At 75.2% G+C, this 24,835-nt stretch carries 21 protein-coding genes and 1 pseudogene; 11 read left to right on the top strand and 11 right to left on the bottom strand.

Annotated elements, in window-relative coordinates:
- Positions 1 to 18: 18 nt before the first annotated feature.
- The 6 genes from AC4H2G_RS02440 to AC4H2G_RS02415 all read right to left on the bottom strand — a co-directional run bounded on the left by AC4H2G_RS02440 (position 19) and on the right by AC4H2G_RS02415 (position 8,453).
- On the bottom strand, positions 19 to 903 hold the full coding sequence (locus tag AC4H2G_RS02440) for a pentapeptide repeat-containing protein (protein ID WP_494364173.1): 885 nt from the start codon (positions 901 to 903) through the stop codon (positions 19 to 21).
- Positions 904 to 999: 96 nt separating this feature from the next.
- Positions 1,000 to 2,400: a cellulase family glycosylhydrolase gene (locus AC4H2G_RS02435; RefSeq protein WP_494364172.1), complete on the bottom strand. Its 1,401-nt coding sequence runs from the start codon at positions 2,398 to 2,400 to the stop codon at positions 1,000 to 1,002.
- A 216-nt stretch (positions 2,401 to 2,616) separates the two neighbouring features.
- Positions 2,617 to 4,647, bottom strand: coding sequence for an acetate--CoA ligase (gene acs / locus AC4H2G_RS02430; protein ID WP_494364171.1), 2,031 nt, complete (start codon positions 4,645 to 4,647; stop codon positions 2,617 to 2,619).
- A 262-nt stretch (positions 4,648 to 4,909) separates the two neighbouring features.
- On the bottom strand, positions 4,910 to 5,785 hold the full coding sequence (locus AC4H2G_RS02425) for a TrmH family RNA methyltransferase (protein WP_494364170.1): 876 nt from the start codon (positions 5,783 to 5,785) through the stop codon (positions 4,910 to 4,912).
- A gap of 2 nt (positions 5,786 to 5,787) precedes the next feature.
- Entirely contained in the window at positions 5,788 to 7,275 is a 1,488-nt protein-coding gene (locus AC4H2G_RS02420) for an NAD-dependent malic enzyme (protein ID WP_494364169.1), read from the bottom strand.
- Positions 7,276 to 7,565: 290 nt separating this feature from the next.
- Positions 7,566 to 8,453, bottom strand: a complete 888-nt coding sequence (locus tag AC4H2G_RS02415) for an HAD family hydrolase (protein WP_494364168.1) — start codon at positions 8,451 to 8,453, stop codon at positions 7,566 to 7,568.
- A 178-nt stretch (positions 8,454 to 8,631) separates the two neighbouring features.
- On the opposite strand from AC4H2G_RS02415, the gene AC4H2G_RS02410 reads away from it, so the two are divergent.
- The 4 genes from AC4H2G_RS02410 (at position 8,632) to AC4H2G_RS02395 (ending at position 12,023) form a co-directional block, all read left to right on the top strand.
- Positions 8,632 to 9,357 carry a CpaE-like family protein gene (locus AC4H2G_RS02410; RefSeq protein WP_494364167.1) on the top strand — a complete coding sequence of 242 codons (726 nt, stop codon included), beginning with the start codon at positions 8,632 to 8,634 and terminating at the stop codon, positions 9,355 to 9,357.
- A complete protein-coding gene (locus AC4H2G_RS02405; protein WP_494364166.1) occupies positions 9,354 to 10,571 on the top strand; it encodes a TadA family conjugal transfer-associated ATPase in 1,218 nt (405 codons plus the stop codon). Before AC4H2G_RS02410 ends, AC4H2G_RS02405 begins: the two co-directional genes overlap by 4 nt.
- Positions 10,572 to 10,674: 103 nt before the next feature.
- Positions 10,675 to 11,382, top strand: a complete 708-nt coding sequence (locus AC4H2G_RS02400) for a hypothetical protein (protein WP_494364165.1) — start codon at positions 10,675 to 10,677, stop codon at positions 11,380 to 11,382.
- Positions 11,379 to 12,023 (top strand): type II secretion system F family protein, encoded by a 645-nt coding sequence (locus AC4H2G_RS02395; RefSeq protein WP_494364164.1) that lies wholly within the window; start codon positions 11,379 to 11,381, stop codon positions 12,021 to 12,023. The genes AC4H2G_RS02400 and AC4H2G_RS02395 overlap by 4 nt, the downstream gene beginning before the upstream one ends.
- A 39-nt stretch (positions 12,024 to 12,062) precedes the next feature.
- On the opposite strand, the gene AC4H2G_RS02390 is transcribed toward AC4H2G_RS02395, so the two are convergent.
- From AC4H2G_RS02390 to AC4H2G_RS02380, 3 genes are read right to left on the bottom strand one after another with little or no spacing between them, the layout of a single operon-like run.
- Entirely contained in the window at positions 12,063 to 13,358 is a 1,296-nt protein-coding gene (locus tag AC4H2G_RS02390) for an RNA polymerase sigma factor (protein ID WP_494364163.1), read from the bottom strand.
- Positions 13,355 to 13,696, bottom strand: a complete 342-nt coding sequence (locus tag AC4H2G_RS02385; protein WP_494364518.1) for a YciI family protein — start codon at positions 13,694 to 13,696, stop codon at positions 13,355 to 13,357. The genes AC4H2G_RS02390 and AC4H2G_RS02385 overlap by 4 nt, the downstream gene beginning before the upstream one ends.
- 5 nt (positions 13,697 to 13,701) lie before the next feature.
- Positions 13,702 to 14,118 (bottom strand): YciI family protein, encoded by a 417-nt coding sequence (locus AC4H2G_RS02380; protein WP_494364162.1) that lies wholly within the window; start codon positions 14,116 to 14,118, stop codon positions 13,702 to 13,704.
- Positions 14,119 to 14,425: 307 nt separating this feature from the next.
- On the opposite strand from AC4H2G_RS02380, the gene AC4H2G_RS02375 reads away from it, so the two are divergent.
- The 4 genes and pseudogenes from AC4H2G_RS02375 (at position 14,426) to AC4H2G_RS02360 (ending at position 16,923) form a co-directional block, all read left to right on the top strand.
- A complete protein-coding gene (locus AC4H2G_RS02375) occupies positions 14,426 to 14,740 on the top strand; it encodes a DUF4244 domain-containing protein (RefSeq protein ID WP_494364161.1) in 315 nt (104 codons plus the stop codon).
- Positions 14,741 to 14,742: 2 nt separating this feature from the next.
- Positions 14,743 to 15,171: a TadE family type IV pilus minor pilin gene (locus AC4H2G_RS02370; protein ID WP_494364160.1), complete on the top strand. Its 429-nt coding sequence runs from the start codon at positions 14,743 to 14,745 to the stop codon at positions 15,169 to 15,171.
- Positions 15,168 to 15,545, top strand: a pseudogene (locus AC4H2G_RS02365) (Rv3654c family TadE-like protein); the annotation flags it as partial. The gene AC4H2G_RS02370 and the pseudogene AC4H2G_RS02365, both read left to right, overlap by 4 nt.
- A gap of 85 nt (positions 15,546 to 15,630) precedes the next feature.
- A complete protein-coding gene (locus tag AC4H2G_RS02360) occupies positions 15,631 to 16,923 on the top strand; it encodes a prolyl oligopeptidase family serine peptidase (protein ID WP_494364159.1) in 1,293 nt (430 codons plus the stop codon).
- Between the two features lie 12 nt (positions 16,924 to 16,935).
- Here the strand turns inward: AC4H2G_RS02360 and AC4H2G_RS02355 are convergent, their stop codons facing one another.
- Both AC4H2G_RS02355 and AC4H2G_RS02350 read right to left on the bottom strand, forming a co-directional pair.
- Complete coding sequence (locus tag AC4H2G_RS02355; protein WP_494364158.1) at positions 16,936 to 19,446, bottom strand: DEAD/DEAH box helicase; 2,511 nt, start codon at positions 19,444 to 19,446, stop codon at positions 16,936 to 16,938.
- An 84-nt stretch (positions 19,447 to 19,530) separates the two neighbouring features.
- On the bottom strand, positions 19,531 to 20,952 hold the full coding sequence (locus AC4H2G_RS02350) for a M18 family aminopeptidase (RefSeq protein WP_494364157.1): 1,422 nt from the start codon (positions 20,950 to 20,952) through the stop codon (positions 19,531 to 19,533).
- 76 nt (positions 20,953 to 21,028) lie between these two features.
- Between AC4H2G_RS02350 and AC4H2G_RS02345 the strand changes: the two genes are divergently transcribed.
- The 3 genes from AC4H2G_RS02345 (at position 21,029) to AC4H2G_RS02335 (ending at position 24,813) form a co-directional block, all read left to right on the top strand.
- A complete protein-coding gene (locus AC4H2G_RS02345; RefSeq protein ID WP_494364156.1) occupies positions 21,029 to 21,760 on the top strand; it encodes an alpha/beta fold hydrolase in 732 nt (243 codons plus the stop codon).
- A gap of 64 nt (positions 21,761 to 21,824) precedes the next feature.
- Positions 21,825 to 22,346: a GyrI-like domain-containing protein gene (locus AC4H2G_RS02340; protein WP_494364155.1), complete on the top strand. Its 522-nt coding sequence runs from the start codon at positions 21,825 to 21,827 to the stop codon at positions 22,344 to 22,346.
- A gap of 148 nt (positions 22,347 to 22,494) precedes the next feature.
- A complete protein-coding gene (locus tag AC4H2G_RS02335; RefSeq protein ID WP_494364154.1) occupies positions 22,495 to 24,813 on the top strand; it encodes a sodium-translocating pyrophosphatase in 2,319 nt (772 codons plus the stop codon).
- Positions 24,814 to 24,835: the final 22 nt, after the last annotated feature.

The following is a 24,835-nucleotide window of genomic DNA, read 5'->3' as shown; positions in this document are numbered from 1 at the left end:
GGTGCCGAACGGTCGCGCTCAGGTCCAGTGCGACGGGCGGTCGAGCACGGCCGGGAGCCGGGTCGTGGCGTCGCCCTGCGCCGCGCCGATCTGGGCCGGGAGCAGGAAGAGCGCGTGCGCGAGGTCGGCACCGCGCAGGTCCGCGCCGCGCAGGTCGGCGCCGAGCAGGTCGACGGCGGTGAGGTCGGCACCGCGGAGGTCGGCGCCGAGGAGCAGAGCGCCCCGCAGGTCGGACGCGGTGAGGTCGAGGCCGCGGAGCCGGGCCCCGACGAGGTCCGCCCCGGGCCGCAGCCGACGACGCCCGGTCGCCGACGGCGGGGACGTGGCGGGTGCGGCGTCGCTGGCTGCGCCGGCTGCCGTCCGCACGAGCGCGCTCGCCCGGTCGATCACCGGGCCGACCGCCCGGCGTACCGCGCCGACGTCGAGCGCGAGCAGGTCGGCCGGGGGGAGGCCCGCGAGAGGTGCGGCCTCGTCGAGGGCCGTGCGGGCGTCGTCGTGCACGGGTGCCGCGTCGGGATGGGCCAGGACCTCGCTGAGGTACCAGAGGAGCTCGTGGACCTGGGTCGCGACCGGGAGCGCGGCGAACGCGTCGTGCGCGGCTGTGGGACCATCGCGCCACGTCGCGCCGTCGTGCGCGGCGCGGACGGACGCCGTGACGCGCTGCCCGGCGCCGAGGCAGTCGTACGCGGTGCACCCGGGGAAGCCCGACGACCGGAGCCGGGCGTGGATCCCGCAGCCGAAGTCGTCGCGGAGGTTCGGGCACGGCGTCCCGGCGGGCTTGTCGATCGCGAAGTCCGCCGACCGCGTGAGCGTCAGCGCGACGCAGCACAGGCCCGTGCAGCGCGAGCAGTCGGTGCGCAGGTCGAGCTGCTCGAGCAGGAGGGCGCGGTCGGGGGTGGCCACCTCGTGAGGGTAGTCCGAACGTGCCGAACCCCGGGTTGTGCGGCGATCACGGCGATGATCGGCGCACAACCCGGGGTTCGGCAGGGCCGGGCGCGGTCAGCTCGAGGTGCAGGCGACCTCGGGTGCCGCGCTCGGTGCCGTGCCCGTGCCGATGAACCCGGCCGTGGCCGAGCCGCCCGCGGCGAGCGAGCCGTTCCAGGCGGCGTTCGTCACCTGCTCGCCCGTCGCCCCCGTGCTGTGCACGCCGCCCCAGAGCTGGGCCACGGTGGCACCGGCCGGGAGGGCGAACGTCGCGGTCCAGTCACCGATCGCCTCGTCGCCGGCCGTCACGACGAGCTCGCCCTGCCAGCCGCCGGGCCACGAGTTCGCGACCCGCAGCGTCGCGGTGCACACGTCGTCGGTGGGCGGGTCCGTCGGGCCGTCTCCGTCGAACCACGACGCCTCGACGGCCGTCTCGCGCAGGCCCTGCGGCCCGTCGATGATGCGCGTCCCCCACGCGCTCGGGTTCGCCGGGTCGAAGCCCAGGACCATGTCGAGGTACGGGTCGGTGTTGCCGCTCCACGACCACGCGAGCCACCCCAGGTCGAGACGGGCCGCCTCGGCGAGGACGACGTCCTCGTCCACGTCGGACGACGTCTGCTTCCACCCGAACTCGCCGACCATGATCGGCAGCCCGGCGTCCACGAAGTGCTCGAGGTAGCCCGTGATCGTCGCGGGGTCCGCGTACACGCCGTACATGTGGATGGAGAAGATCGTGTTCGCGTCGGGGTCGGCCGCGAACACGCCGGCGGCCTCCGCGCGCATGACGTTGGTCCAGTCCTGGCCCCAGTTCGGGGCGTCGACGACGATCGCGTGCTCGTACCCGATGGTGCGCAGGCGCTGGATCGCGGCCGACGTCTCGGGCGCCCACCGCTGGTTCACCGTCGCGTCGTTGCCGAACGGCTCGTTGCCGATGTTGACCATGACGAAGTCCTCGGTCCCGGCGAGCGTCGGGTAGAGGTCCTCCCAGTAGTCGACGGCCTGGTCGAGGGTCGAGGCCGCAGGGGCGAACTCGTCGCCGTAGCCCGTCGTGTCGTGCACCTCGAAGATGCACACGAGGCGGTTCTCCTCGCACAGGTCGACGAGGTGAGCGACGTCCTCGGGGCCGTTGCGCGTCCACTGCACCCCGTTCGAGAGCACGACGCGCACCGAGTTCGCGCCGGCGGCCTTGATGTCGGCGAACGAGTCGGTGGTGTGGGTGTACCAGGTGTGCGCGTGGTTGACGCCGCGCAGCACGAGGTCCGTGCCGTCGGCCTCGGCGATCCGCCCGTCGACCACGTGGATGCCGGGCGGCACGTCGGCCTCCGTCTCGGCGGCGGACGCGGCGTGAGCGGTCGCGACGAGGGCCGTCGCGCCGAGCAGCGCTGCGGTGGCCAGCCCCGCCACGAGCGGGGCGAGGCGCCCCTGGCCAGGTGGGCGCACGGCGTCGGCGTCGGGAAGTGGTGCGGAGCGGCTCATCGGACGTCCTCGTCTCTGTCGGTGTCGGCACCCACGGGCGTGCGTGCGCTGTCATCGTGAGACGAGCGCGCGCCGTCGGGCAGGGAGCGAACCGTTTAGGCGAGCCGGGACCGTTGGAACCACGCGGCGAGCACGACACCACCCGCTGCCGAGCACGACCCGAGGGTCGCCATCCAGCGGATGACGACCCTCAGGTCGGGATCGGCGCGAGGCCGGTCAGTCCTCCGACGACTGCGGCTTCTGCAGGCCCGTCGCGATGAGGTCCATGACCGACGAGTCCGCGAGCGTCGTCGCGTCGCCGACGGCCCGGTTCTCCGCGACGTCGCGCAGGAGGCGGCGCATGATCTTGCCGGACCGGGTCTTGGGCAGCTCGGCGACGACGAGGATCTTCTTCGGCTTGGCGATCGGGCCGATCTCCTTCGCCACGTGGTTGCGCAGCTCGGTCTGCACGGCGGCGGCACCCTCCGCGTCGGCGGCCCGGTCCGCGTGCTCGCCGCGCAGGATGACGAACGCGACGACGGCCTGGCCCGTGAGGTCGTCGGCCGCACCCACGACGGCGGCCTCGGCGACGATGGGGTTCGACACGAGCGCCGACTCGATCTCCGTGGTCGACAGGCGGTGACCGGACACGTTCATGACGTCGTCCACGCGGCCGAGCAGCCAGATGTCGCCGTCCTCGTCCTTCTTGGCGCCGTCGCCCGCGAAGTAGATGCCGGGGAACCGCGACCAGTAGGTGTCCTTGAACCGCTCGAGGTCGCCCCAGATGCCGCGCAGCATCGACGGCCACGGCTCGGACAGCACGAGGTAGCCGCCGCCACCGTTCGGCACCTCGTGCGCCTCGTCGTCGACGACGGTCGCGGAGATCCCGGGCAGCGGCACCTGCGCGGAGCCGGGCTTGGCGGCCGTGACGCCGGGCAGCGGCGAGATCATGATCGCGCCGGTCTCGGTCTGCCACCACGTGTCGACGATGGGGGTGCGGTCACCGCCGATCACGCGGCGGTACCACATCCACGCCTCGGGGTTGATGGGCTCGCCCACCGACCCGAGCACGCGCAGCGACGACAGGTCGAACTTCGCGGGGATCTCGGAGCCCCACTTCATGCACGCGCGGATCGCCGTGGGCGCGGTGTACAGGATGGACACCTTGTACTTCTCGACGAGCTCCCACCATCGGCCCTGGTGCGGGGTGTCGGGCGTACCCTCGTAGATGACCTGGGTCGCGCCGTTGAGCAGCGGCCCGTACACGACGTACGAGTGCCCGGTGACCCAGCCGACGTCGGCGGTGCACCAGTAGACGTCCGTCTCCGGCTTGAGGTCGAAGACGTTCTTGTGCGTGAACGCCGTCTGCGCGAGGTAGCCGCCGGTCGTGTGGAGGATGCCCTTCGGCTTCCCGGTGGTGCCGGACGTGTAGAGGATGAACAGCGGGTGCTCGGCCTCGACCCACACGGGCTCGTGCGTCGTGTCGGCGGACTCGAGCGCGTCGTGCCACCAGACGTCGCGGCCCTCGGTCCACGCGGTGTCCTGGCCGGTGCGACGCACGACGAGCACGTGCTGGACGCTCGTGGCGGGAGCGCCCTCCTTGGGCGCGAGCGCCTCGTCCACCGCGGGCTTGAGGGCCGAGGCGGCCCCGCGCCGGTAGCCGCCGTCGGCCGTGATGACGAGCGTCGCCTCGGCGTCGGCGATGCGGCTGCGCAGCGCGTCGGCGGAGAACCCGCCGAACACGACGGAGTGCGGCGCACCGATCCGCGCGCACGCGAGCATCGCGACGACGGCCTCCACGACCATCGGGAGGTAGATCACCACGCGGTCGCCCGTCGAGACGCCCAGCGCCGCGAGGGCGTTGGCTGCGCGCGACACCTCGCGCTGGAGCTCGGCGTACGTCACCGTGCGCGTGTCGCCCGGCTCACCCTCGAAGTGGAGCGCGACGCGGTCGCCGAGGCCCGCCTCGACGTGCCGGTCGACCGCGTTGTACGCGGCGTTGAGCGTGCCGTCGGCGAACCAGCGCGCGACGGGCGCCTGCGACCAGTCCAGCGTCTCGGTGAACGGCGTGCGCCACGTGACGAGGTCCCGCGCCTGCTCCGCCCAGAACGCGAGCCGGTCGGCGGCTGCCTCCGCGTAGATCCCGGGCTGCGCGTTCGCCTGCGCGGCGAGCTCAGGGCTCGGGGGGAAGCTCCGGGTCTCGTGGAGGAGGTTCTCCAGGCTGGGGCTGGCGCCCGTCGCCGCGGTGGTGGACTCGTTCTCTGGCACGCTGACCTCCGGTGCGCATCGACTCTGGTGCGGCGTCCCGCACGGCCACCGGGTCGACGGCGGACGGCGCGAGGCGGCCGGACGCCCGCGCTGGCGGGCCCCGACCTTCGGGAGTCTAGACCCCCGCCGGTGAGCGTGGTCACACGTGACCACTATTTGGCGAGGTCGCTCGCAAATCCCCGCTGAACCCTGCCACCGCCCTGCCCGGGGAGTCGGACGACCGTCCCTTCGTCCCGCTCCGGCCGTCCCGTCTCGTCCCGGGTCAGCGCACCCGGCGCTGCCGCACGGCCTCGTAGAGCACGACCGTCGTGGCGCTCGCGGCGTTGAGCGAGCTCGCCGAGCCGGCCATGGGGATGCTCACCATGACGTCGCACGCCTCGCGCCAGCCGGCGCTCAGACCGGTCGTCTCGTTCCCGGTGAGCAGCAGGGTCGGCCCGGTGAGGTCGTGGTCCGCGAGCTCGACGTCGCCGTCCTCGTCGGTGCCGACGAGCGTGAGCGGGTGCCCCGCGTCGCGCTGCGTCGCGACCCAGTCGAGCACCTCGCGGCCCGACGGGACGCGGACCGTGGGGACGGAGAACAGGGACCCGGTGCTCGCGCGCAGCGCACGCGGGTCGTACGGGTCGGCGGCGTGACCCGCGACGATCAGACCGGTCCCGCCGAACGCGTCCAGCGAGCGCGCGACCGTCCCGACGTTCCCAGGGCTCGTCGGGCGGTCGAGCACGACCCCGAGGAAGGCGGTGCCGTCCGTGCCGTCCGTGCCGTCCGTGCCGTCCGTACCGTCCGTACCGTCCGTGCCCGCCGTGCCGACCCGGATCCGCGCGAGGTCGTCCGGCGGCATCTCGACGACGGCGAGCAGCTCGGGCGCGTCGTCGTCCTTGCCGCCGAGCTCGCGCATCAGCGGTGTCGACACCGCGAAGGTGTGCGCACGGACGCGGTCGAGCATCCCGTGCGCCCACGTCGACAGCGACCGGTCGGCGTCGACGAGCCAGGTGCGGACCGTCCACCCGGACTCGACGGCGACCGTGATCGGGCGCACGCCCTGGACGACCATCTCGCCCGCGCGGTGCCGCTTGGTCCGGTTGGTGAGCAGCGCCTCCCACTGCTGGAAGGCGGCGTTGCGGGTCGTCACGCGCTGCATCGTCAGGCCTCCGTGGCGGTGGTCGGGACCGTGGTGGAGGACGGGCCGGAAGGTGGGACGACGCGCGGGACGACGCCGGTCAGGGCGGCCGGCTCGGTGCCGTCCCCCTCCCGTGCGGCCCGTTCGACGGCTGCGGCGACGAGCGTGGTCACCTCGGGGTTGAAGACGCTCGGGATGATGTACGTCGGGTTGAGCTGGTCCTCGTGGATGGCCGACGCGAGCGCGCGCGCCGCCGCGAGCAGCATGCGGTCGGTGATGACGTGCGACTGCGCGTCGAGCAGCCCGCGGAACACGCCGGGGAACGCGAGGACGTTGTTGATCTGGTTCGCGAAGTCCGAGCGTCCCGTCCCGACGATCGCCGCGTGCTTCGCGGCCTCGACGGGGTCGACCTCGGGGCGCGGGTTCGCCATCGCGAAGACGATCGCGTCGGGGGCCATGCGGGCGACGTCGTCGCCCGTGATGACGTCGGGCGCGGAGACGCCGACGAACACGTCGGCGTCCACGACGGCCTCGCGCAGCGTCCCGGTGACGTGCCGCGGGTTGGTGTTGACGGCGGTCCACGCGAGCGACGGCGACAGCCCGGGCCGGCCCGGGTGGACGACGCCCTCCACGTCGGCGACCACGACGTCATGGGCCCCCGCCGCGAGGAGCAGCTTGAGCACCGCCGTGCCTGCCGCGCCCGCCCCCGACAGCACGATCCGCACGTCGGGCAGCGACTTGCCCACGACCTTGAGCGCGTTCGTCAGGGCGGCGAGCGCGACGATCGCCGTCCCGTGCTGGTCGTCGTGGAACACCGGGATGTCCAGCTCGGCGCGCAGTCGCGCCTCGATCTCGAAGCACCGCGGCGCCGAGATGTCCTCGAGGTTGATGCCCGCGAACACGGGCGCGATGGCCTTGACGGAGCGCACGATCTCGTCGACGTCGGTCGTGTCGAGCGCGATGGGGAACGCGTCGATGTCCGCGAACCGCTTGAACAGCGCAGCCTTGCCCTCCATGACCGGCAGCGAAGCGAGCGGGCCGATGTCGCCGAGCCCGAGGACCGCCGACCCGTCGGTGACCACCGCGACGGTGTTGCGCTTGATCGTGAGGCGGCGCGCGTCGTCGGGCTTGGCCGCGATGGCCTCGCACACGCGCGCGACGCCCGGTGTGTAGATCATCGACAGGTCGTCGCGGTTGCGGATCGGCACCTTGGATTCGATCTTCAGCTTGCCGCCGAGGTGGAGCAGGAACGTGCGGTCCGAGACCCGCTCGACGTCCACGCCGGGCAGGCCGCGCAGCGCGGCGACGATCTCGCCCGCGTGCTCCTCGCCGCGCGTGGCGACGGTGACGTCGACCGTGATGCGCTCGTGGCCCGACGCCGTGACGTCGAGCGCCGAGACGATGCCACCCGTGTGCTCGATCGCCGTCGTCAGCTCGCTCACGGCCGTGGGTCGCGCCTCGACCTGCAGGCGGACGGTGATGGAGGAGGACACGCTCGGCGCAGAGGTCATGAGGACCAGTATCGGCCCAGGACCGGGCCGCTGTCGGGCGGCCGTCGGGTCCGGGCACGACGACGGCGCCCTCTCGGGCGCCGTCCCGCCAGCATCTCGGCGGCTATCAAGGCGTGCTCGGTTCGTAGCCGCTGCAACGGCTTCGGGGGGCCACCATGGCCGTCCCGCCCGGTCAGCGAGTCCTCCGCGTGGACTACCTGCGCGTGGGTACCTCCGCGATGCTGTTGTCCTCCATGAGAGCCCCGGCAGGGCCGGCCCGCAAGCCCGTCGGCAGACCCTCACAGCGTGTTCTACCCGTGTTCGAGCCCGCCTCGCGAGGTTGGTCCGGGACGTCCCGGTGAGGGCTGTGGCGGCCGCTGGTCGCGTCGCCGACGGCGCACCGCCCGCCAGACGAGCCAGCCCACCACCGCGAGGGCGACGAGGCCCGCGGCGGCGAGCGCCGGCGTCCTCGGGGAGAGGTGGGAGCGCAGCGCGACCGGCTTGGTGAACGCCAGGACGCCCCAGCCGTGCTCCGCGGCCAGGCGGCGCAGGGCCCGGTCGGGGTTCACGACGGACGCGTGGCCCACCTCCGCGAGCATCGGCGCGTCGGTGACGGAGTCGGAGTAGGCGTAGCTCGCGCCGAGGTCGTAGCCCTCGCGCTCGGCGAGGTCGCGGATCGCGGCGGCCTTGTTCTCGCCGTACGCGTAGAAGTCGATCCCGCCCGTGTAGCGGCCGTCCTCGATCGCCATGCGCGACGAGATGGCGTGGTCGGCGCCCAGCACGGCGGCGATCGGCTCGACGACCTCGCTGCCGGACGCCGAGACGACGACGACGTCGTGCCCGTGCGCGTGGTGGGAGTCGATGAGCTCGACCGCCTCCGCGTACACGACGGGGTCGATGTGCTCGTGCAGCGTCTCCTCGACGATGCGCGAGACGGTCGCGACGTCCCAGCCCGTGACGAGGCTCGACAGGTGGGCGCGCATCCGCTCCGTCTGGTCGGCGTCCGCGCCGCCCACCATGAACAGGAAGTGCGCGTACGCGCTGCGCAGCACGTCGGCGCGGTTGATCAGGCCGCCCGCGAAGAACGGCCGGGAGAACGCCGCGGCCGACGACGTCGCGATGATCGTCTTGTCCAGGTCGAAGAACGCGGCGACGCGACCGTCGGTGCGCGGTGGCGAGGGGTCCGTCGGCGAGGTCACGCGGTGAGCCTAGCGGCGCGACGTGGCCGTCCACAGGCCCGGCGTGGCGGGATCCGTCCACAGACCGGGCCGAGCCGGTGGCGCGACCGCTCCGCGAGGGCCCACGGTGTGCGGGACAGGCCACGGCAGCGCCCCTCGGCAGGGGCGGCCGGGCGGGCGGGACGGGGACGGAGGGTACGTGGGCAGCACGGGCGGGGTGGTCGGGGTCGTCGCGGCACGCGGGGGAGCGGGAGCCAGCGTCGTCGCGGCGGCGCTCGCGCACGCCACCGCCCGACGTCGCGCGCCCGCATGCCTCGTCGACCTCGCCGGTGCGGGCGCCGGGCTCGACGTCCTGCTCGGTGTCGAGGACGAGCCCGGCGTGCGCTGGCCCGACCTGGTCGACGCGCGAGGCCGCCTCGACGGCGTCGACCTCCTCGACCGGCTGCCTCGTTGGTCCGACGTGGCGGTCGTCAGCGCGACGACCGGGGGCGTCGGCGCGCCCGAGAGCGTGGTGGACGTCGTCGCGGCGCTGGCCGAGGACGTCGTCCCGCGCGGCGGGCTCGTCGTGCTCGACGTCGGGCGCGCGATCCCCGGGCGTCCGGTCGGCGAGCTGCTCGCCGCGTGCGACGAGGTGCTCGTCGTGACGCCGCTCGACGTCCCCGCCGTCGGCGGAGCGGTCGCGATGGTCCCACGCCTCGCGGGCCGTCCGGCCGCGCTCGTCGTGCGGCATCCCGCGCCCGGACGGCTGTCCGCGGCGGAGGTCGCGCACGCGGTCGGGCTCGACGTCGCGGCGAGCCTTCGGTGGGACCGCCGGGTCGCGGCGGCGGTCGAGCGGGGTCACGGACCGTGCCCTCCGGGCGGGCCCGTCGAGCGCGCCGGCCGGGTGCTCGCCGCGCGCTACCTCGGGCCCGGGAGGCGGGCATGACGTCGTCCACGACCGGGGACCTGCTCGACGGCGTGCGGGACCGGCTCGCGCGCGCCGGTCGCGAGCCCGGTACTGACCGCACCGGGCGCGAGGGCACCGAGCGGGGCGGCACCGGGCACGACGACGCCCGGCTCGTCGACGCGCTCCGGGCCTCGGGCCGGGTGATCGGCTCCACGGCGCTGCGCGAGCTCACCCGCGCCGCGCGCGCGGAGCTCTACGGGGCCGGGCCGCTGCAGCACCTGCTCGAGGAGCCCGGGGTCACCGACGTCCTCGTCAACGGACCGGAAGACGTGTGGGTCGACCGGGGTGCGGGGCTCGAGCGCGTGCCGGTCTCGCTCGGTGGACCGGACGACGTGCGTGCCCTCGCCGCCCGGCTGGCCGCGGCCGGCGGCGGGCGGCTCGACGACGCGAGCCCCGTCGTCGACGCGAGGCTGCCCGACGGCACGCGCCTGCACGCCGTGGTCGCGCCCGTGTGCGCGGCGGGCGCGGTCATCTCGCTGCGCGTGCTGCGGCCGAGCGGGTTCGGCCTCCCCGAGCTCGTCGCGCACGGCACCGTCCCTCCCGCGTGGGAGCCTCTCCTGCGGGTGCTCGTCGCGCGGCGCGCCTCGGTGCTCGTGTCCGGTGGCACGGGCACCGGCAAGACGACGCTGCTGGCGGCCCTGCTCGCGCTCGTCCCGCACGACGAGCGCGTCGTGTGCGTCGAGGAGGCCCGCGAGCTCCTGCCCGACCACCCGCACGTCGTGCCGCTCACCGCCCGTCGACCGAACGTCGAGGGCGCCGGCGGCGTCGAGCTCGCGGACCTGGTGCGGGCCGCGCTGCGCATGCGGCCGGACCGGATCGTGCTCGGCGAGTGCCGCGGGGCCGAGGTCCGGGAGGTCCTCATGGCGCTGAACACGGGGCACGAGGGCGGTCTGGCGACGATCCACGCCAACGACGTCGGGGTGATCCCCGCACGGCTGGAGGCGCTCGCGGCGCTCGCCGGCATGGACCGCGCTGCGGTGGCGGCGCAGGCGGCGAGCGGCCTCGACGTCGTGCTGCACCTGCGGCGTGGTGGGGCCGAGGTCGCGCGCCGACGGTTCCTCGCCCAGGTCGGGCTGGTCCGCCAGGACGACCGGACCGGTCTGGTCGTCGACCTCGCCGCGTCGTGGGACGGCCGCCGTGACCCCCGACCGGGTCCTGCGTGGGACGAGCTGGTGCGGCGGTGGTCCGCGTGAGCGCGCGGCGTGCCCCGACGCGCGCCCTGCACAGCGGTGCCTGCGCGCGGCCTGTCGGCGTGGCATCCGCGCGGCCTGTCGGCGTGACGTCGGGGGCGTCGGGGTGACGGCCGCCGTGGGCCTGCTGGTCGCGCTCGCCGTGTGGTGCGTCCTCGACCCCGGGGGGCGCCGGGCGTCGGTGGCCGTGCGCGGCGACGTCGCGGGCGGGGCGCGGGGTGCGGGAGCCGGCGTGCGGGGCGGAGGCGAGCGGCTCCGCGAGGCGGGCCGGGACGCCCGGACGAGGAGCCGACGTCGGGACGGCCCGGCCGAGGCGGACGCCGTGCGCCTCGTCGTGACGCAGGTGGGTGCGCTGCTGCGCGCGGGCCAGCCGCCCGGGGCGGCGTGGGAGCGCACGACCGGCGTGCGGGTCGACCCGACCGGGACGCCGCGCGCAGCGGACCTCGCCCCGCACGTGGGCGGTGACGCCACGGCGCGGGCGGTGGTGGCGGCGTGCCGCCTCGCGGGCGACGTGGGGGCCCCGCTCGCCACCGTGCTGGACGAGGTGGCGGCGTCGATCGCCGCCGAGGCGGAGTCGCGCGCCGCGCGGGAGGCGGCGCTCGCCGGACCGCGCGCGACGACACGCGTGCTGCTCTGGCTGCCTGCCGTCGGCGTCCTGCTCGGCTACGTGCTCGGCGCGGACCCGGTCGCCACCGCGCTCGACGGGGGGATCGGGACGGTCGGCCTGCTCCTCGGCGTCCTGCTGCTCGCGGTGGGGCGTGCGTGGTCCGCGCGGCTGGTCGACCGGGCGCGCGTCGCGGGGGAGGAGCAGTGAGCACGCTCGTCCTGACGGTCTCCGGTTGCGTCCTCGTCGCGTCGTCGCCGTGGTGGCTCGCCCGCTCCGCGGCCGCGCGCAGGGCCGCCTGGCTCGCGGCGGCGTCACGCGGGGTCGGACGGGCCGGGGTCGGACGGCGCGAGGTCGGACGGCGTGGCTTCGGCCGGCGGGCGGACGACGCCGTCACAGGTCGACGGCCTGGGGCGGAGGGAGCGATCGAGACCGGCGTGCTCCTGGAGCTCCTCGCGGCGGCGGTGCGGGCGGGGGCGTCGGTCCCGCGGGCGCTCGACGCCGTAGGCGTCGCGGTCGGCGGGCCCGACGGCGCGTGCCTGCGCCGGGTGAGCGCCGCGCTCGTGCTCGGGTCGGCCTGGGACGGTGCGTGGGTCGACGTCCCCCGACGGCTCGACGTGGTGCGTCGTGCCCTGCGACCGGCCTGGCTGCACGGCGCGGGACCAGTCGGCTCGCTGCGGGCGGCGGGAGACGCGCTGCGGCAGGACCGCGTGGCGGCCGCACGGAGCGCCGCGGCCCGGCTCGGCGTGCACCTCGTCCTGCCGCTCGGTGCGTGCTTCCTGCCGGCGTTCGTCCTCGTGGGCCTCCTGCCGGTGCTGCTGTCGCTCGGGTCCGGCCTGCTCGGTGGCTGAGCCGCGACGTCAGGCCTGCTCGGTGGCCGAGCCACGACGTCACCCGCCGGCGACCTCCCGCCGACGACGCTCGAGATGGGCGCGTTCCGCGTCGTTGGCGCACCGCTCGATCGCGAGCTCGAGCGCGGCGACCGCGGCGTCGTGCTGTCCGGCACGCGCGAGGAGCTCCCCGCGCACGGCCAGGAGCCGGTGGTGGTGGGGCAACGCAGCGTCGAGGCCGTCGAGCAGGGCGAGCCCGGCCTCCGGACCCGAAGACTCGGCGACCGCGACGGCGCGCGCGAGGCGGACGACGGGCGAGCCGGTGTGCTCCTCGAGCACGGCGTAGTGCGCCGCGATCGCGGCCCAGTCGGTCGCTCCCGCGGTGCGCGCGACGGCATGCTCCGCGGCGACCCGCGCCTGGAGGTGGTAGTCCTGCGCGAGCCCGGCGGCGTCGTCGGGCACGGACGCGAGGACCGCGAGCCCGACGGCGATCTCGTCGGCGCGCCACCGAGAACGGTCCTGGTCCGCGAGCAGGACGAGCGAGCCGTCGGGGCCGGTCCGCGCGTCGCGGCGCGCGTGCTGCAGCACGAGGAGAGCGAGGAGGGCGCGGACGACGGGGCGGCCCGGGAGCAGCTCGTCGAGGAGGCGGACCAGGCGGATCGCCTCGCCCGCGAGCGCGACGCGGACCAGGTCTGGGCCGGTCCCGGGCGCGTAGCCGGCGGTGAAGACGAGGTACAGCACCGTCGCGACGACGTCGAGCCGTTCGTCGAGGTGCTCGGGCGCGGGCACCGCGAACGGGATGCCCGACGCCGCGAGCCGCTTCTTCGCGCGCGTGATGCGAGCCGCCATGGTCGCCTCGGGCACGAGGAACAGCCGCGCGATGTCGGGCACGCCGAGACCCGCGACGAACCGGAGCGTGAGCGCCGCGCGGGCCTCGGGGGCGAGCGCGGGGTGGGCGCACGCGAAGACGAGCCGCAGGCGCTCGTCGGCGACGTGCGCGCCCTCGTCCGGGTCGTCGCCCGGATCGGGCGACCCGGGCCGACCACGCTCCTCGACGACCATCAGGGGCTCCTTCCGGAGGGCGACCGCCTCCGCGCGGAGCCGGTCCAGGACCCGCCGGCCGGCCGCGGTGCGCAGCCAGCCGGCGGGGTTGGTGGGGACGCCGTCCGCAGGCCAGGTCCGGGCGGCTGCCGCGAACGCGTCGGCGAGCGCGTCCTCGGCCAGGTCCGGTCGCCGGTAGCGGGCCACGAGCGCGGCGAGGAGCCGGGCCCAGTGCTCGCGCCACGCCGCGGCGAGCGCGTCGTCCGCGGTGGGCGCGTCGTCGTCCCCGGTGTGCGCTGTCTCCTCCGGGCTCACAGGTCGTCGGTGTCCTCCACGACGGGACGGACCTCGACCGCGTAGCGCGGGAGGAGCGCCACGGCGTCCACGACGGCGTCGAGGTCGGGCAGGTCGACGACGTAGAAGCCGCCGACCTGCTCGACGACCTCGGCGTACGGGCCCTCGGTCACGACGACGGCATCGCCCTCGCGGCGGACGGTCGTCGCCGCCGAGACGGTGCTCAGCGCCTCGCCCGCGACGATCGCCCCGCGCTCGCGGACGGCCGCGGCGAAGGCGTCGTGGCGCCGTGCGTAGTCGTCGCGCTCGGCCGCCGTCGCTCGGGCCCAGACCTGCTCGTCCTCGTGGAGCAGGAGCATGAACCTCACGCGCCGACCTCGGCGACGTCGGCGCTCGCGTCGTGCCCGGCTGCGTGCTCCTCCTCGGACACCACGGGGCGGATCTCGAACGACTCGGGGCTGTCCGCGAACGCGGTGGCGAGCACGCGCACGAGGCCGTCGAGGTCCGAGGTCTCGACGACGTAGTACCCGCCGACCTGCTCGGCGAGCTCGGCGAAGGGTCCGTCGGTGACGAGCGCCTGGTCCGGTGTCGCCCCGGGCCGGACGACGCGCGCGGTGAACGTCTTGCGCAGCTCGCCCCCTCCGGTGACCTGGTGCCCTTCGGCCGCGGCGAGACGGGCGAACTCGTCGTGCCGTGCGTAGGTCGCCGCGCGCAGCTCGGGCGAGGGGTTCACCCACGCGCTCTCGTCGTCGTGGATGAGGATGACGTACTCGGTGCTCATGGTCGTCTCCTGACGTCGTGCCGCCGTCCGGTCGGCCCGGACGAAGGACCTCGGTCGAGGTCTCGTGACGTTGACGCGCGAGGCCGGCGCAGATCGACACCACTCTGGCAGAGATTGCGCAGCCGCTCCCGGCCGCTCCTGGGCCGGCACGGCGGCGCCTGGGGGAGTGCACCGGTCCTGGCCGTCCACAGGCCCGGCCGTCGGGTGTCCCGTCCACCGGGTGCCCGGCACCGGCTGCGCCGTGCTTCCCGCTCTCGCCAGAGTGTCCCGACCGCCCGCGACCGCGGGCCACGAGAAGGAGAGGGACATGACCAGGACGAGGACCGAGAGGTCGGCGGGACGCGTGACGGCGGAGGGTTCCGTGACGGGAGGTGCTCCGGCGACGGAGACCGCAGGGAGGGAGCGGTCGCGGGGGCCGGCAGCGACGGCCGGCCGCGTGCTCGCACGGCTCACGGGAGCCGACGGCGCGCACGACCGCGAGGCGGGTCTCGCGACCGCGGAGTACGCGATCGCGACCGTCGCGGCGGCCGGCTTCGCCGGGCTGCTGATCGTCGTGCTCAAGAGCGGCGAGGTGCGCGAGCTGCTGCTCGGCATCGTCCGCAGCGCGCTCTCGCTGGGCTGACCGTGCGACGAGAGCGATCACGGCTGACGGCTGCCTCTCGCGGCGTACGGCGACGCTTCGCCGCCCGCCGCGCACGGTGGCGACCCGCCACGGCCGCGCGGGAGCGCGGAGCCGTCACCGCCGAGCTCGCGGTCGCCCTGCCGGCGGTCGTGCTCGTCCTCGTCGCCGTGCTCACCCTCGCCGCGGCCGCGGGCGCCCAGATGCGCTCCGCGGACGCGGCGAGGGCGGGTGCGCGGGCGGCGGCGATCGGGGAGGACGACGTGACCGTGCGCTCGACCGCGCAGCACGTCGCGGGCGACGGCGCGCAGGTGACCGTCGTGCGCGGCGAGCCGTGGGTCGAGGTGACGGTGAGCAGCCCGGTCGTCGGGGGCTGGCTCTCGTCCGCGCCGCTGCGCGCGAGCGGGCACGCCGTCGCCCGGGTCGAACCATGACGCGGCACGCCGGGCGTGAGAAGCCCGTCGGCTCGGACCGCGGGGCCGACGACGAGCGCGGCGCAGGCACCGTCCTCGTGCTCGGGATCGTCGCCGGGCTGCTCGTCGTGGTCGTCGCGCTCGCCGGGCTCGCGCAGGCACAGGCGGCGCGTGGTCGGGCGCAGGCCGGAGCAGACCTCGCGGCGCTCGCGGCCGCGACCGCGCTGCGCGACGGCTGGGAGCCGTGCGGACGCGCGCGCGAGACGGCGGGCCGCAACGGCGTACGGGTCGTCGCGTGCACCGAGACGGGCGGGGGCGCCGTCCGCGTCGACGTCGTGTCGGGGCCGACGGTCTCGGTGCTCGGTGTCACGCTCGGCGAGGCCACCGCGGCGGCGCGCGCCGGCCCGGCTCCCGGGCGAGCCGGCGCGATCTGGGTAGCGTACGGAAGGTCCTCGCGCCCGGAGGCGGGCGTGGTCAACGATGATCTGGAGGCACCTCATGCACGTCCTGCCGCACCGCTGGCGCGTCGCGTCGGCCGCCGTCGCGACGCTCGCGCTCGCCGCCGTCACGACACCGAGCGTCGCCGCGCCCCGCGACGACCCGCCGGGTCGCGTCGCCGAGACCACGTTCACGCTCGACGCCGAGGTGCTCGACTCCGGCGAGCAGGTCACGGGCCTCACGATCGACGCGCACCGGCTGCGCGGGATCGACCCGGCGTCGCTGGGCACCGGCACGTTCACCGTGCGGGCCGTCGGCGCCTACCCGGACGGCGTCGACCGGGGTGGCCGGCCGCAGCAGGTGTACGACGTCGAGCGGACCGTCACCGGCGTGGAGCTGATCCGCGGGGGCGACATCCACCTGGAGCTCGCCTCCGGGTTCGGCACGCCCGGCGCGGACACGCTCACCTACCAGCCCGTGGGTGGGCGCAACGTACTGCTCGACCTGACGTACACGGTCGTGCAGAACGCCCCGATCGAGCTGCGCAACGGCCGCGACGTGACCATCCGCGGCTTCGCCCAGGGCGACCTCGTCGACCCGGAGGTCGACGCGTTCCGCTCCGGGGTGTCCGCCACGGGGCTCAACTACCGCCTGTTCACGCCGGACCGCCGCGGTGGCGGCGACCGTCCGCTCGTCGTCTGGCTGCACGGCAACGGCGAGGGCGGGCTGGGCGGCTACTACGACAACGAGCCGCCCCTGCGCGCCAACCGCGGCGCGCTCGGCTTCACGACGCCGGAGGCGCAGCAGGTCCTCGGCGGCGCCTACGTGCTCGTGCCGCAGGTCCCGGACACCTGGTACAACGCCGACGCGGCCGGGTACCAAGAGCGCCTGCGGGCCCTGATCGACGAGATCGCCGGCAGGTACAAGGTCGACACCGACCGCATCCACGTCACCGGAGCCTCGGCCGGCGGGTACATGGCGACCCGGCTCGTGGCCGCCTATCCGGACGACTTCGCCTCCCTCGCCGTCTCGGCGCCGGCGTACTACACGGGCGGCGCGTACCGCATCGACGCGGCCGAGATCGGCGCGCTCGCGGGCACCCCGACCTGGTTCGTCCACGCGCGCAACGACCCCACGGTCCCGTACGCGCAGACCAGCGTGTGGGCGCACGAGCTGCTGCCCGGCTCGATCCTGTCGCTGTACGACGACGTGACGTGGGACGGGGTGACCTATCCGGGGCACTGGTCGTGGATCTACCAGGCCCGCAACGCCCCGACCACGCCCGAGGGCCTCAGCCTCTGGGAGTGGACGGCGCAGCAGTCGCTCGACGGGTAGGAGCGCGGAGCCTCAGCCCGGCGCGTAGGCGAGGACGGCGTCGAGCAGCCGCACGGCGGCGTCCTTGTCGAGCGGCGCGTTGTACGACCCGCACTTGGGCGACTGGACGCACGCGGGGCACCCGTCGTGGCACGGGCACCGCACGATCGCGTCGCGCGTCGCGCGCAGCCACGTCGCGCCGAGCTCGTACCCGCGCTCGGCGAAGCCCGCGCCGCCGGGGTAGGCGTCGTAGACGAACACGGTCGCCTGCTCGGTGTCGACGTGCAGCGCCGTGGACACGCCGCCCAGGTCCCAGCGGTCGCACGTCGCGAGCAGGGGGAGCAGGCCGATCGACGCGTGCTCGGCGGCGTGCAGCGCTCCGGGCGCGGTGTCCGCGTCGACCCCGGCCTCCTCGAGCACGGACTCGGGCACGGTCCACCACACGGCCATGGTGGGCAGGGTGTGCTCGGGCAGGTCGAGGGGCTCGGTCCCGAGGATCTGCAGGTCGGGCAGGCGGCGGCGCTGGAAGCTGATGACCTGCGAGCTCACGTCGACCGGCCCGTACCCCCACCCGACCGGCCCCCACCGCCGCTCGACGACCTCGCGCCCCGCGGCCGCGTCGCCGGGGGCCGGTTCGTCGGCGATCGTGATCGACGTGACGGAGCGCGACCACGTGCCGAAGTCCACGTCGGTGCGGCGCACGAGCGCGACGCCGTCGGTCAGGTCGAGGTGCTCGACCACGTAGGTGGCGCCCTGGTGGACGTACACCGCGCCGTCGTGCACGGTCCCGTCTGCCGACGCCGCGTCCACCGTCCCGAGCAGCCGGCCGGTGCGCGCCTCGGCCACGCGCACCGGGGAGCCGCCGGACCCGCGCAGGTCCGTCATCCCCGCGGCGGGCTGCGCGTGCGTCCAGTACCAGCCCGAGGACCGGCGTCGCAGCGCGCCGCGCGCGACGAGCACGCCGAGGAGGTCGGTCACCGCGGCGGGATCCCCGAACGCCGGGAGGTCGTCCGAGCGGAGGGGGATCTCCGCGGCCGCCGCGCAAAGGTGCGGTGCGAGGACGTACGGGTTCGCGGGGTCGAACACCGTCGCCTCGAGCGGCGCGTCGAAGATCGCCTCGGGGTGGTGCACGAGGTACGTGTCGAGCGGGTCCTCGCGCGCGACGAACGCCACGAGCCCGTCCGCCCCGGCACGCCCCGCGCGACCGGCCTGCTGCCAGACGGACATGCGCGTCCCTGGCCAGCCCGCGACGAGCACGGCGTCGAGACCCGAGATGTCGACGCCGAGCTCGAGCGCGTTCGTCGTCGCGAGCGCCCGGACCGCGCCGGAGCGGACCGCGTCCTCGAGCTCGCGGCGCTCCTCGGGCAGGTAGCCGCCGCGGTACGCCGCGACGCGCCGCGCGAGGTCGGCGTCGACGGGGCGCAGGTAGTCCTGCGTCTGTGTCGCGACCGCCTCCGCCCCGCGTCGCGAGCGTGTGAACGCGAGCGTCCTGGCCCCCGCGAGGACGAGGTCCGCGAGCAGGTCGGCGGCCTCCGACGTCGCGCTGCGCCGCGGGTGCTCGGGCGCCTCCTGGACGGTGGTCGGGACCGTGGGCACTGCGGGGTCGTCGACGTGCTCCTCCTGCTGCGACCCGCCCGCCGCGCCGAAGCCCGCCACGACGGGCGGCTCCCAGAGCGCGAACGTCCGGCGCCCCGACGGGGACGTGTCGCCCGCGACCGTCACGACGTCCGACGGCTCCACGCCGACGAGCCGTGCCGCGCTCACCGCGGGGTCCGCCGTCGTCGCCGACGCCACGACGAACGTCGGCGCCGGGTCGCCCTCGCGCGCGTAGTGCGCGGCGAGACGGCGCAGCCGCCGCAGGACGAGCGACACGTGCGCGCCGAACACGCCGCGGTAGGCGTGCCCCTCGTCCACGACGACGTAGCGCAGGTCGCGCAGGAACCGCGACCAGCGCCGGTGGTTCGGCAGCAGCGCGAAGTGCAGGAAGTCCGGGTTGGTGAGGACGACGTCGGCGTGCTCGCGGACCCACCGCCGCTCGTCGGGCGAGGTGTCGCCGTCGCACGTCGAGACCCGCACGTCCCGCGTCCCGGCGGCGTCCAGGAGTCGCTGCAGCCCGGCGAGCTGGTCGGCCGCCAGGGCCTTGGTCGGCGAGAGGTACAGCACGGACCCGCGGCGCGCGACGGACTCGATGCGCCCCGGGTCGAGCGTGCTTGCCGCGACGTCCGCCCGGACCGACGTCAGCGCCGGGAGCCAGAACGCCAACGACTTGCCCGACCCCGTCGACGTGGCGAGCGCAACGTGCCGGCCCGACCACGCGGCGTCGGCGGCGACGGCCTGGTGGACCCACGGCCGCTCCACGCCGAGCGCGCGGTACCCGGCGACGAGGGCGGCGTCGGACCAGGACGGCCAGTCGCCGTGCGTGCCCTCGCGCGCCGGCAGCTCGCGCACGTGCGTGAGCCGGTCCGCGCGACGACCGTGCGCGAGGAGCACGTCGAGGAGCGGGCTCGACGTCGCGAGGGTCGGTGGGGCAGGGACGTCGGGCACGCCCCGAGTCTCCCACCCGGCACGGTTCGTCGTGTCAGGGCCACAGGACACCGGGGTGTCCTCTCGCCCTGACACGCCCCGGGGTCAGCCGCGGAACACCTCGACGACGGCCCGCGTGAGGTACCACGGGTCGACGACGGCCGTGAGCTCGCGCGCGGAGTGCATCGAGAGGATGGGCACGCCGACGTCGACGGTCCGGATCCCGAGGCGCGTCGCGGTGAGCGGACCGATCGTCGAGCCGCACGGCACGGTGTTGCGCGACACGAACTCCTGGCTCGGTACCCCGGCCGTCGCGCACGCCCGTGCCCACGCCGCGGCGCCGAGCGCGTCGGTCGTGTACCGCTGATTGGCGTTGATCTTGAGGATCGGTCCGCCGCCGGCGAGGGGACGGTTCGCGGGGTCGTGGCGCTCGGGGTAGTTGGGGTGCACCGAGTGCCCGACGTCGCTCGACACGCACAGCGACGCCGCGAGCTGGCGGTGGCGCGCCTCCTCGTCCGCCCCGAGACCGGCGGCGACGCGTGCGAGCACGTCGGCGAGGAACGGTCCCGACGCCCCGGAACGCGACTCCGACCCGATCTCCTCGTGGTCGAACGCGGCGAGCACGGGGATTGTCGCGAGCCCGTCGTCGTCCGCGGTCACACCCTCGGCAGGCGCGCCCGCGACCTCGAGCAGTGCGCTGAGCCCGGCGTGCACGGAGATCAGGTTGTCGAGCCGGCCCGACGCGAGGAACGCGTCGCGCGCGCCGAAGACCCGCGGCTCCTGCGTGTCGGCGACGACGACGTCGTAGCCCCTGATCTCGCTCGCGCGCACGCCGGCGTGGTGCGCGAGCTCGGCGAGGACGTCGGCCTCCGCAGGTCCGTCGTGGCCGCCGCCGACCCGGTCGGAGCCGGCCGCCCCTGCCGCCGACGACAGCCCCCAGACCGGCTGGGTGTGCTGCTGCTTGTCGAGGGCGAGGCCGTCGTTGACCTGGCGGTCCAGGTGGATCGCGAGCTGCGGGATGCGCAGCAGCGGCCCGGTGCGCACGAGGTGCACGTCCTCCGGTCGCGTGCCGGCGCCCACCACGACCCGCCCCGCGAGCTCGAGCTCGCGGTCGAGCCACGAGTTGAGCAGCGGCCCGCCGTACACCTCGACGCCCGCCTGCCACCAGCCCTCGCGCACGAGGCTCGGCCGCGGCTTGAGCTTGAACCCGGGGGAGTCGGTGTGGGCGCCGAGGATCGCGAACGGCGTCGTCGGCGTCGCGCCCGGCGGCACGACCCAGGCGATCACGGCGCCGTCGCGCACGACGACGTACCGCCCCCCGACGTCGGGCTCGCGCTGCACCTCGCGCAGAGGACCGGTCGCCGCCGCGTGCGTCGGCCACGCGTCCGTCTCCGCGAGCTGCGTGAAGCCCGCCGCGACGAGACGGCGTGCCACCTCGTGCGCCGCGTGGAACGACGACGGCGACGCCTGGACGAAGGACATGAGGTCGAGAGCGTGCTCGTGCGCGGCAGCGGTCGGTGCGGGCATGGTGCCAGTCTCGCACCGCACCGCGCCACGACCGCGTACCGTCGTGACGGCCTCACCGGGCAGAGAGGAGAGCGCGATGATCTGGGTCGTGCTGCCGGGACTCGCCCTGGCGCCGGAGGACTACGCCCCCCTCGCCCGGGCGATCGATCCGGACGGCGACGTCCGCGTCCTCGACGCCTGGCGCACGCCGGTGACCGACCCGGCGGGCTCGCTCCGCTCCGCCCTGGACGTCGACGGGTCCGACGACGTCGCGCTCGTCGGGCACTCCGCGGGCGGTCTCGCCGCGCTCGAGTGGGTGCTGCTCCATCCCCACGAGGTGCGGCGCCTCGTGCTGCTGGACCCTTCGAGCCCGTTCGAGCGGCACCGTCCCGCGCTGCACCCGGGGACCCGGGTGTCGCGTGCCGGACGGGCGGCCGTCGGTGCGGTCGCGGACGTCCTCGCCCCGACGGGGCCGGCGCTGCGGCGGGCGGCCGTGCGCGCCGTCGCGCACCGGCCCGACGTCCTCGCCCGTGACGTCGCGGCCGCGCGCTACGGCGACCGCGCCGGCTGGCTGGACGTCACCGACCAGTGGACGGCGAGCTGGGAGCAGGCACCCCGCGTGCGCGCCCTGCTCGACGACGGTCGCACCGTCCCCCCGTCGGCACACCCCCTGCTCGTCACCGGCACGCGCGCGAGCGCCCGGTTCCTGCGCGAGCAGCGCGAGCTCGCCGAGCGGCTGGACCTGCCGCGCGTCGGGGTCGCGAAGGAGGGGCACCTGTACCCCCTGACCCGGCCCGACGCCGTCGGACGCCTCGTGCGCGGCGCCTGAGGTCCGGGCGGGCCCGCGCGAGCGTGCGCCGATGAGTCCTCGGCGCCGGCGCGGTCCACCGGCCATGACGCTCCAGCAGACGCCCGAGATCCAGGCACGGCCCGACGTCCCGTACGTCGGCGTGACGTGCACCGTGACGATGACGACGATCGGCGAGGCGGCCGACCGCCTCCCCGAGGTGCTCGCGTGGCTCGCCGAGCGCGGCGTCGAGCCGGCCGGCCCACCGTTCTTCCGCTATCGCGTGATCGACATGGAGGACGACCTCGTCCTCGACGTCGGGTTCCCCGTCGCCACGCCCGTGCCCGACGACGCGGCTCCCGTCGGGCACGTTGTCTCGCCCGGTCCCCGGTCGGGGACGCTGCCGGCGGGGAGGTACGTGGTCGTCGGCCACCACGGCCACCCCGACGAGCTCGAGGCAGCGACGGGCGCCCTGCTCGGATGGGCGGCGGCGCGGGGCCTCGCGTGGGACGCGGACGACCAGCACCGCGCCTGGGGCGCGCGCGTCGAGTGGTATCTCACGGACCCGGCCGAGCAGCCGGACATGGCGGAGTGGGACCACGAGCTCGCGTTCCGTCTCGCCGACTGACGCGGCGCGGGGTCCTGGGGCGCGGTACCCGTGACGGCACGCTTGTGACGCGCTGCACGATCGGTCGTGACCCACGACACACGTGCGTAGACTCCTCCCCATCGCGCCGGCAGGGGCCCGGCTCGGCCGCAGTCGTCAAGGAGGACGGATGCCCACGCTCGGTACCGAAAGTCTCACCATCGTCGGGGTGATCGCGCTGATCGCGCTCGTCGCCCTCGGTTTCGCCGTCGTCCTGCGCAGACAGGTCCTCGCCGCACGGGAGGGCAACGACGCGATGCGCGACGTCGCGCTGGCGGTGCAGGAGGGTGCCGCGGCCTACCTCAACCGGCAGTTCCGCACCCTCGCGCTCTTCGCCGTGATCGTGTTCGGGCTGCTGTTCCTCCTGCCGGGCGACGGCGGCATCCGCGTCGGCCGCTCGATCGCGTTCCTCGTCGGCGCGGGCTTCTCGGCCGCGATCGGCTACCTCGGCATGTGGCTCGCCGTGCGGGCGAACGTCCGCGTCGCCGCCGCCGCGACCCGGCCGGGCGGCCGGACGGAGGGTGCACGCATCGCGTTCCGCACCGGCGGCGTGGTGGGGATGTCCGTCGTGGGTTTAGGTCTGCTCGGTGCGGCCGGGGTCGTGCTGCTGTACCGAGGGGACGCCCCCGCTGTGCTGGAGGGCTTCGGCTTCGGGGCGGCGCTGCTCGCGATGTTCATGCGCGTGGGCGGCGGCATCTTCACCAAGGCGGCGGACGTGGGTGCGGACCTCGTCGGCAAGGTCGAGCAGGGCATCCCCGAGGATGACCCGCGCAACGCGGCGACCATCGCGGACAACGTCGGCGACAACGTGGGCGACTGCGCGGGCATGGCCGCCGACCTCTTCGAGTCCTACGCGGTGACGCTCGTCGCCGCGCTCATCCTCGGCAAGGCCGCGATGGGCGAGGAGGGGCTCGTCTTCCCGCTCATCGTCACGGCGATGGGCGCGCTCGTCGCCGTTCTCGGCGTGTTCATCACGCGCGTGCGGGGCCAGGAGAACGGCCTCCGGGCGATCTACCGGGGCTTCTATCTGTCGGCCCTCGTCGGCGCGGTCCTCGCGGCCGTCGCCGCGTTCGTCTACCTCCCGTCGTCGTTCGGCGAGATGGACGGCACGGCAGACCTGGGCGACCTCTCCGGGATCGCCGCGGACCCGCGCGTCGTCGCGAGCCTCGCGGTCGTCATCGGCGTGGTCCTCGCCGGGATCATCCTGTGGATCACGGGCTACTTCACCGGCACGACGTCGAAGCCCACCCTGCACGTGGCCGCCACCTCGCGCACCGGTGCCGCGACGGTCGTCCTCTCGGGCATCGGCGTCGGGTTCGAGTCCGCCGTCTACACGGCGGGCGTGATCGCCGCCGCGATCTGCGGGCTCTTCCTGCTCGCGGGCGGCTCGGTGTGGCTCGCGCTGTTCCTCGTCGCGCTCGCCGGGTGCGGGCTCCTCACGACCGTCGGCGTCATCGTCGCGATGGACACGTTCGGGCCGGTCTCCGACAACGCCCAGGGCATCTACGAGATGTCGCTCGGCGAGGCGTCGGAGGCGGACGACTCGGACGCCGCGCAGATCCTCACGGACCTCGACGCCGTGGGGAACACGACGAAGGCGATCACCAAGGGCATCGCCATCACGACCGCGGTGCTCGCGGCGACGGCGCTCTTCGGCTCGTACGCGGACGCCGTCAACCACGCGATGGCGGACGTCGAGTCCGTGGGCGCGGGCCTCGTCACGTCGATGCTCGACTACGAGATCATCTCGCCCATCACGCTCGTCGGCGTGATCCTCGGCGCGGCGACGGTGTTCCTCTTCTCCGGGCTCGCGATCGACGCGGTGACGCGCGCGGCGGGCGCCATCGTCTTCGAGGTGCGGCGCCAGTTCCGCGAGCACCCGGGGATCATGACGTACGACGAGCGTCCCGAGTACGGCAAGGTCGTGGACATCTGCACGCGCGACTCGTTGCGCGAGCTCGTGACGCCGGGCCTCCTCGCGGCGTTCGCGCCGATCGCGGTCGGGTTCGGCCTCGGGGTGGGCCCGCTCGCCGGGTTCCTCGCCGGCGCGATCGGTGCGGGCGTGCTCATGGCGGTGTTCCTCGCGAACTCGGGCGGCGCCTGGGACAACGCGAAGAAGATCGTCGAGGACGGCGCGTACGGCGGCAAGGGGTCCGAGGCGCACGCGGCGACCGTGATCGGCGACACCGTGGGCGACCCGTTCAAGGACACCGCGGGGCCCGCGATCAACCCGCTCATCAAGGTCATGAACCTCGTCTCGCTGCTCATCGCGCCGGCCGTGGTCCTGCTCAGCGTCCCGGAGGACGCGAACCAGGTGCTGCGCATCGGTATCGCCGTCGTCGCGGCCGGCATCGCGTTCGGTGCCGTCATCATGTCCCGGCTCCGTGCGGCCCGGGTCGACCGCGAGGAGATCGCGGCCGTCCGCGAGCAGGTCACGAGCGGCGCCTGACCGGAGACTGCTCGCCCGTTCG

The organism is Cellulosimicrobium sp. BMG9.23 (genome assembly GCF_059159985.1).
The sequence above is the reverse complement of the archived record's forward strand: the minus strand, read 5'-3'. Positions and strand labels throughout refer to the sequence as shown.

What these genes read in the sequence shown, in the direction of transcription:
- AC4H2G_RS02435 (WP_494364172.1), bottom strand. Translation starts at nt 2,400, where the DNA reads ATGAGCCGCTCCGCACCACTTCCCGACGCCGACGCCGTGCGCCCACCT.
- AC4H2G_RS02425 (WP_494364170.1), bottom strand. Translation starts at nt 5,785, where the DNA reads ATGCAGCGCGTGACGACCCGCAACGCCGCCTTCCAGCAGTGGGAGGCG.
- AC4H2G_RS02420 (WP_494364169.1), bottom strand. Translation starts at nt 7,275, where the DNA reads ATGACCTCTGCGCCGAGCGTGTCCTCCTCCATCACCGTCCGCCTGCAG.
- AC4H2G_RS02405 (WP_494364166.1), top strand. Translation starts at nt 9,354, where the DNA reads ATGACGTCGTCCACGACCGGGGACCTGCTCGACGGCGTGCGGGACCGG.
- AC4H2G_RS02385 (WP_494364518.1), bottom strand. Translation starts at nt 13,696, where the DNA reads ATGCTCCTGCTCCACGAGGACGAGCAGGTCTGGGCCCGAGCGACGGCG.
- AC4H2G_RS02380 (WP_494364162.1), bottom strand. Translation starts at nt 14,118, where the DNA reads ATGAGCACCGAGTACGTCATCCTCATCCACGACGACGAGAGCGCGTGG.
- AC4H2G_RS02375 (WP_494364161.1), top strand. Translation starts at nt 14,426, where the DNA reads ATGACCAGGACGAGGACCGAGAGGTCGGCGGGACGCGTGACGGCGGAG.
- AC4H2G_RS02360 (WP_494364159.1), top strand. Translation starts at nt 15,631, where the DNA reads ATGATCTGGAGGCACCTCATGCACGTCCTGCCGCACCGCTGGCGCGTC.
- AC4H2G_RS02350 (WP_494364157.1), bottom strand. Translation starts at nt 20,952, where the DNA reads ATGCCCGCACCGACCGCTGCCGCGCACGAGCACGCTCTCGACCTCATG.
- AC4H2G_RS02345 (WP_494364156.1), top strand. Translation starts at nt 21,029, where the DNA reads ATGATCTGGGTCGTGCTGCCGGGACTCGCCCTGGCGCCGGAGGACTAC.
- AC4H2G_RS02340 (WP_494364155.1), top strand. Translation starts at nt 21,825, where the DNA reads ATGACGCTCCAGCAGACGCCCGAGATCCAGGCACGGCCCGACGTCCCG.
- AC4H2G_RS02335 (WP_494364154.1), top strand. Translation starts at nt 22,495, where the DNA reads ATGCCCACGCTCGGTACCGAAAGTCTCACCATCGTCGGGGTGATCGCG.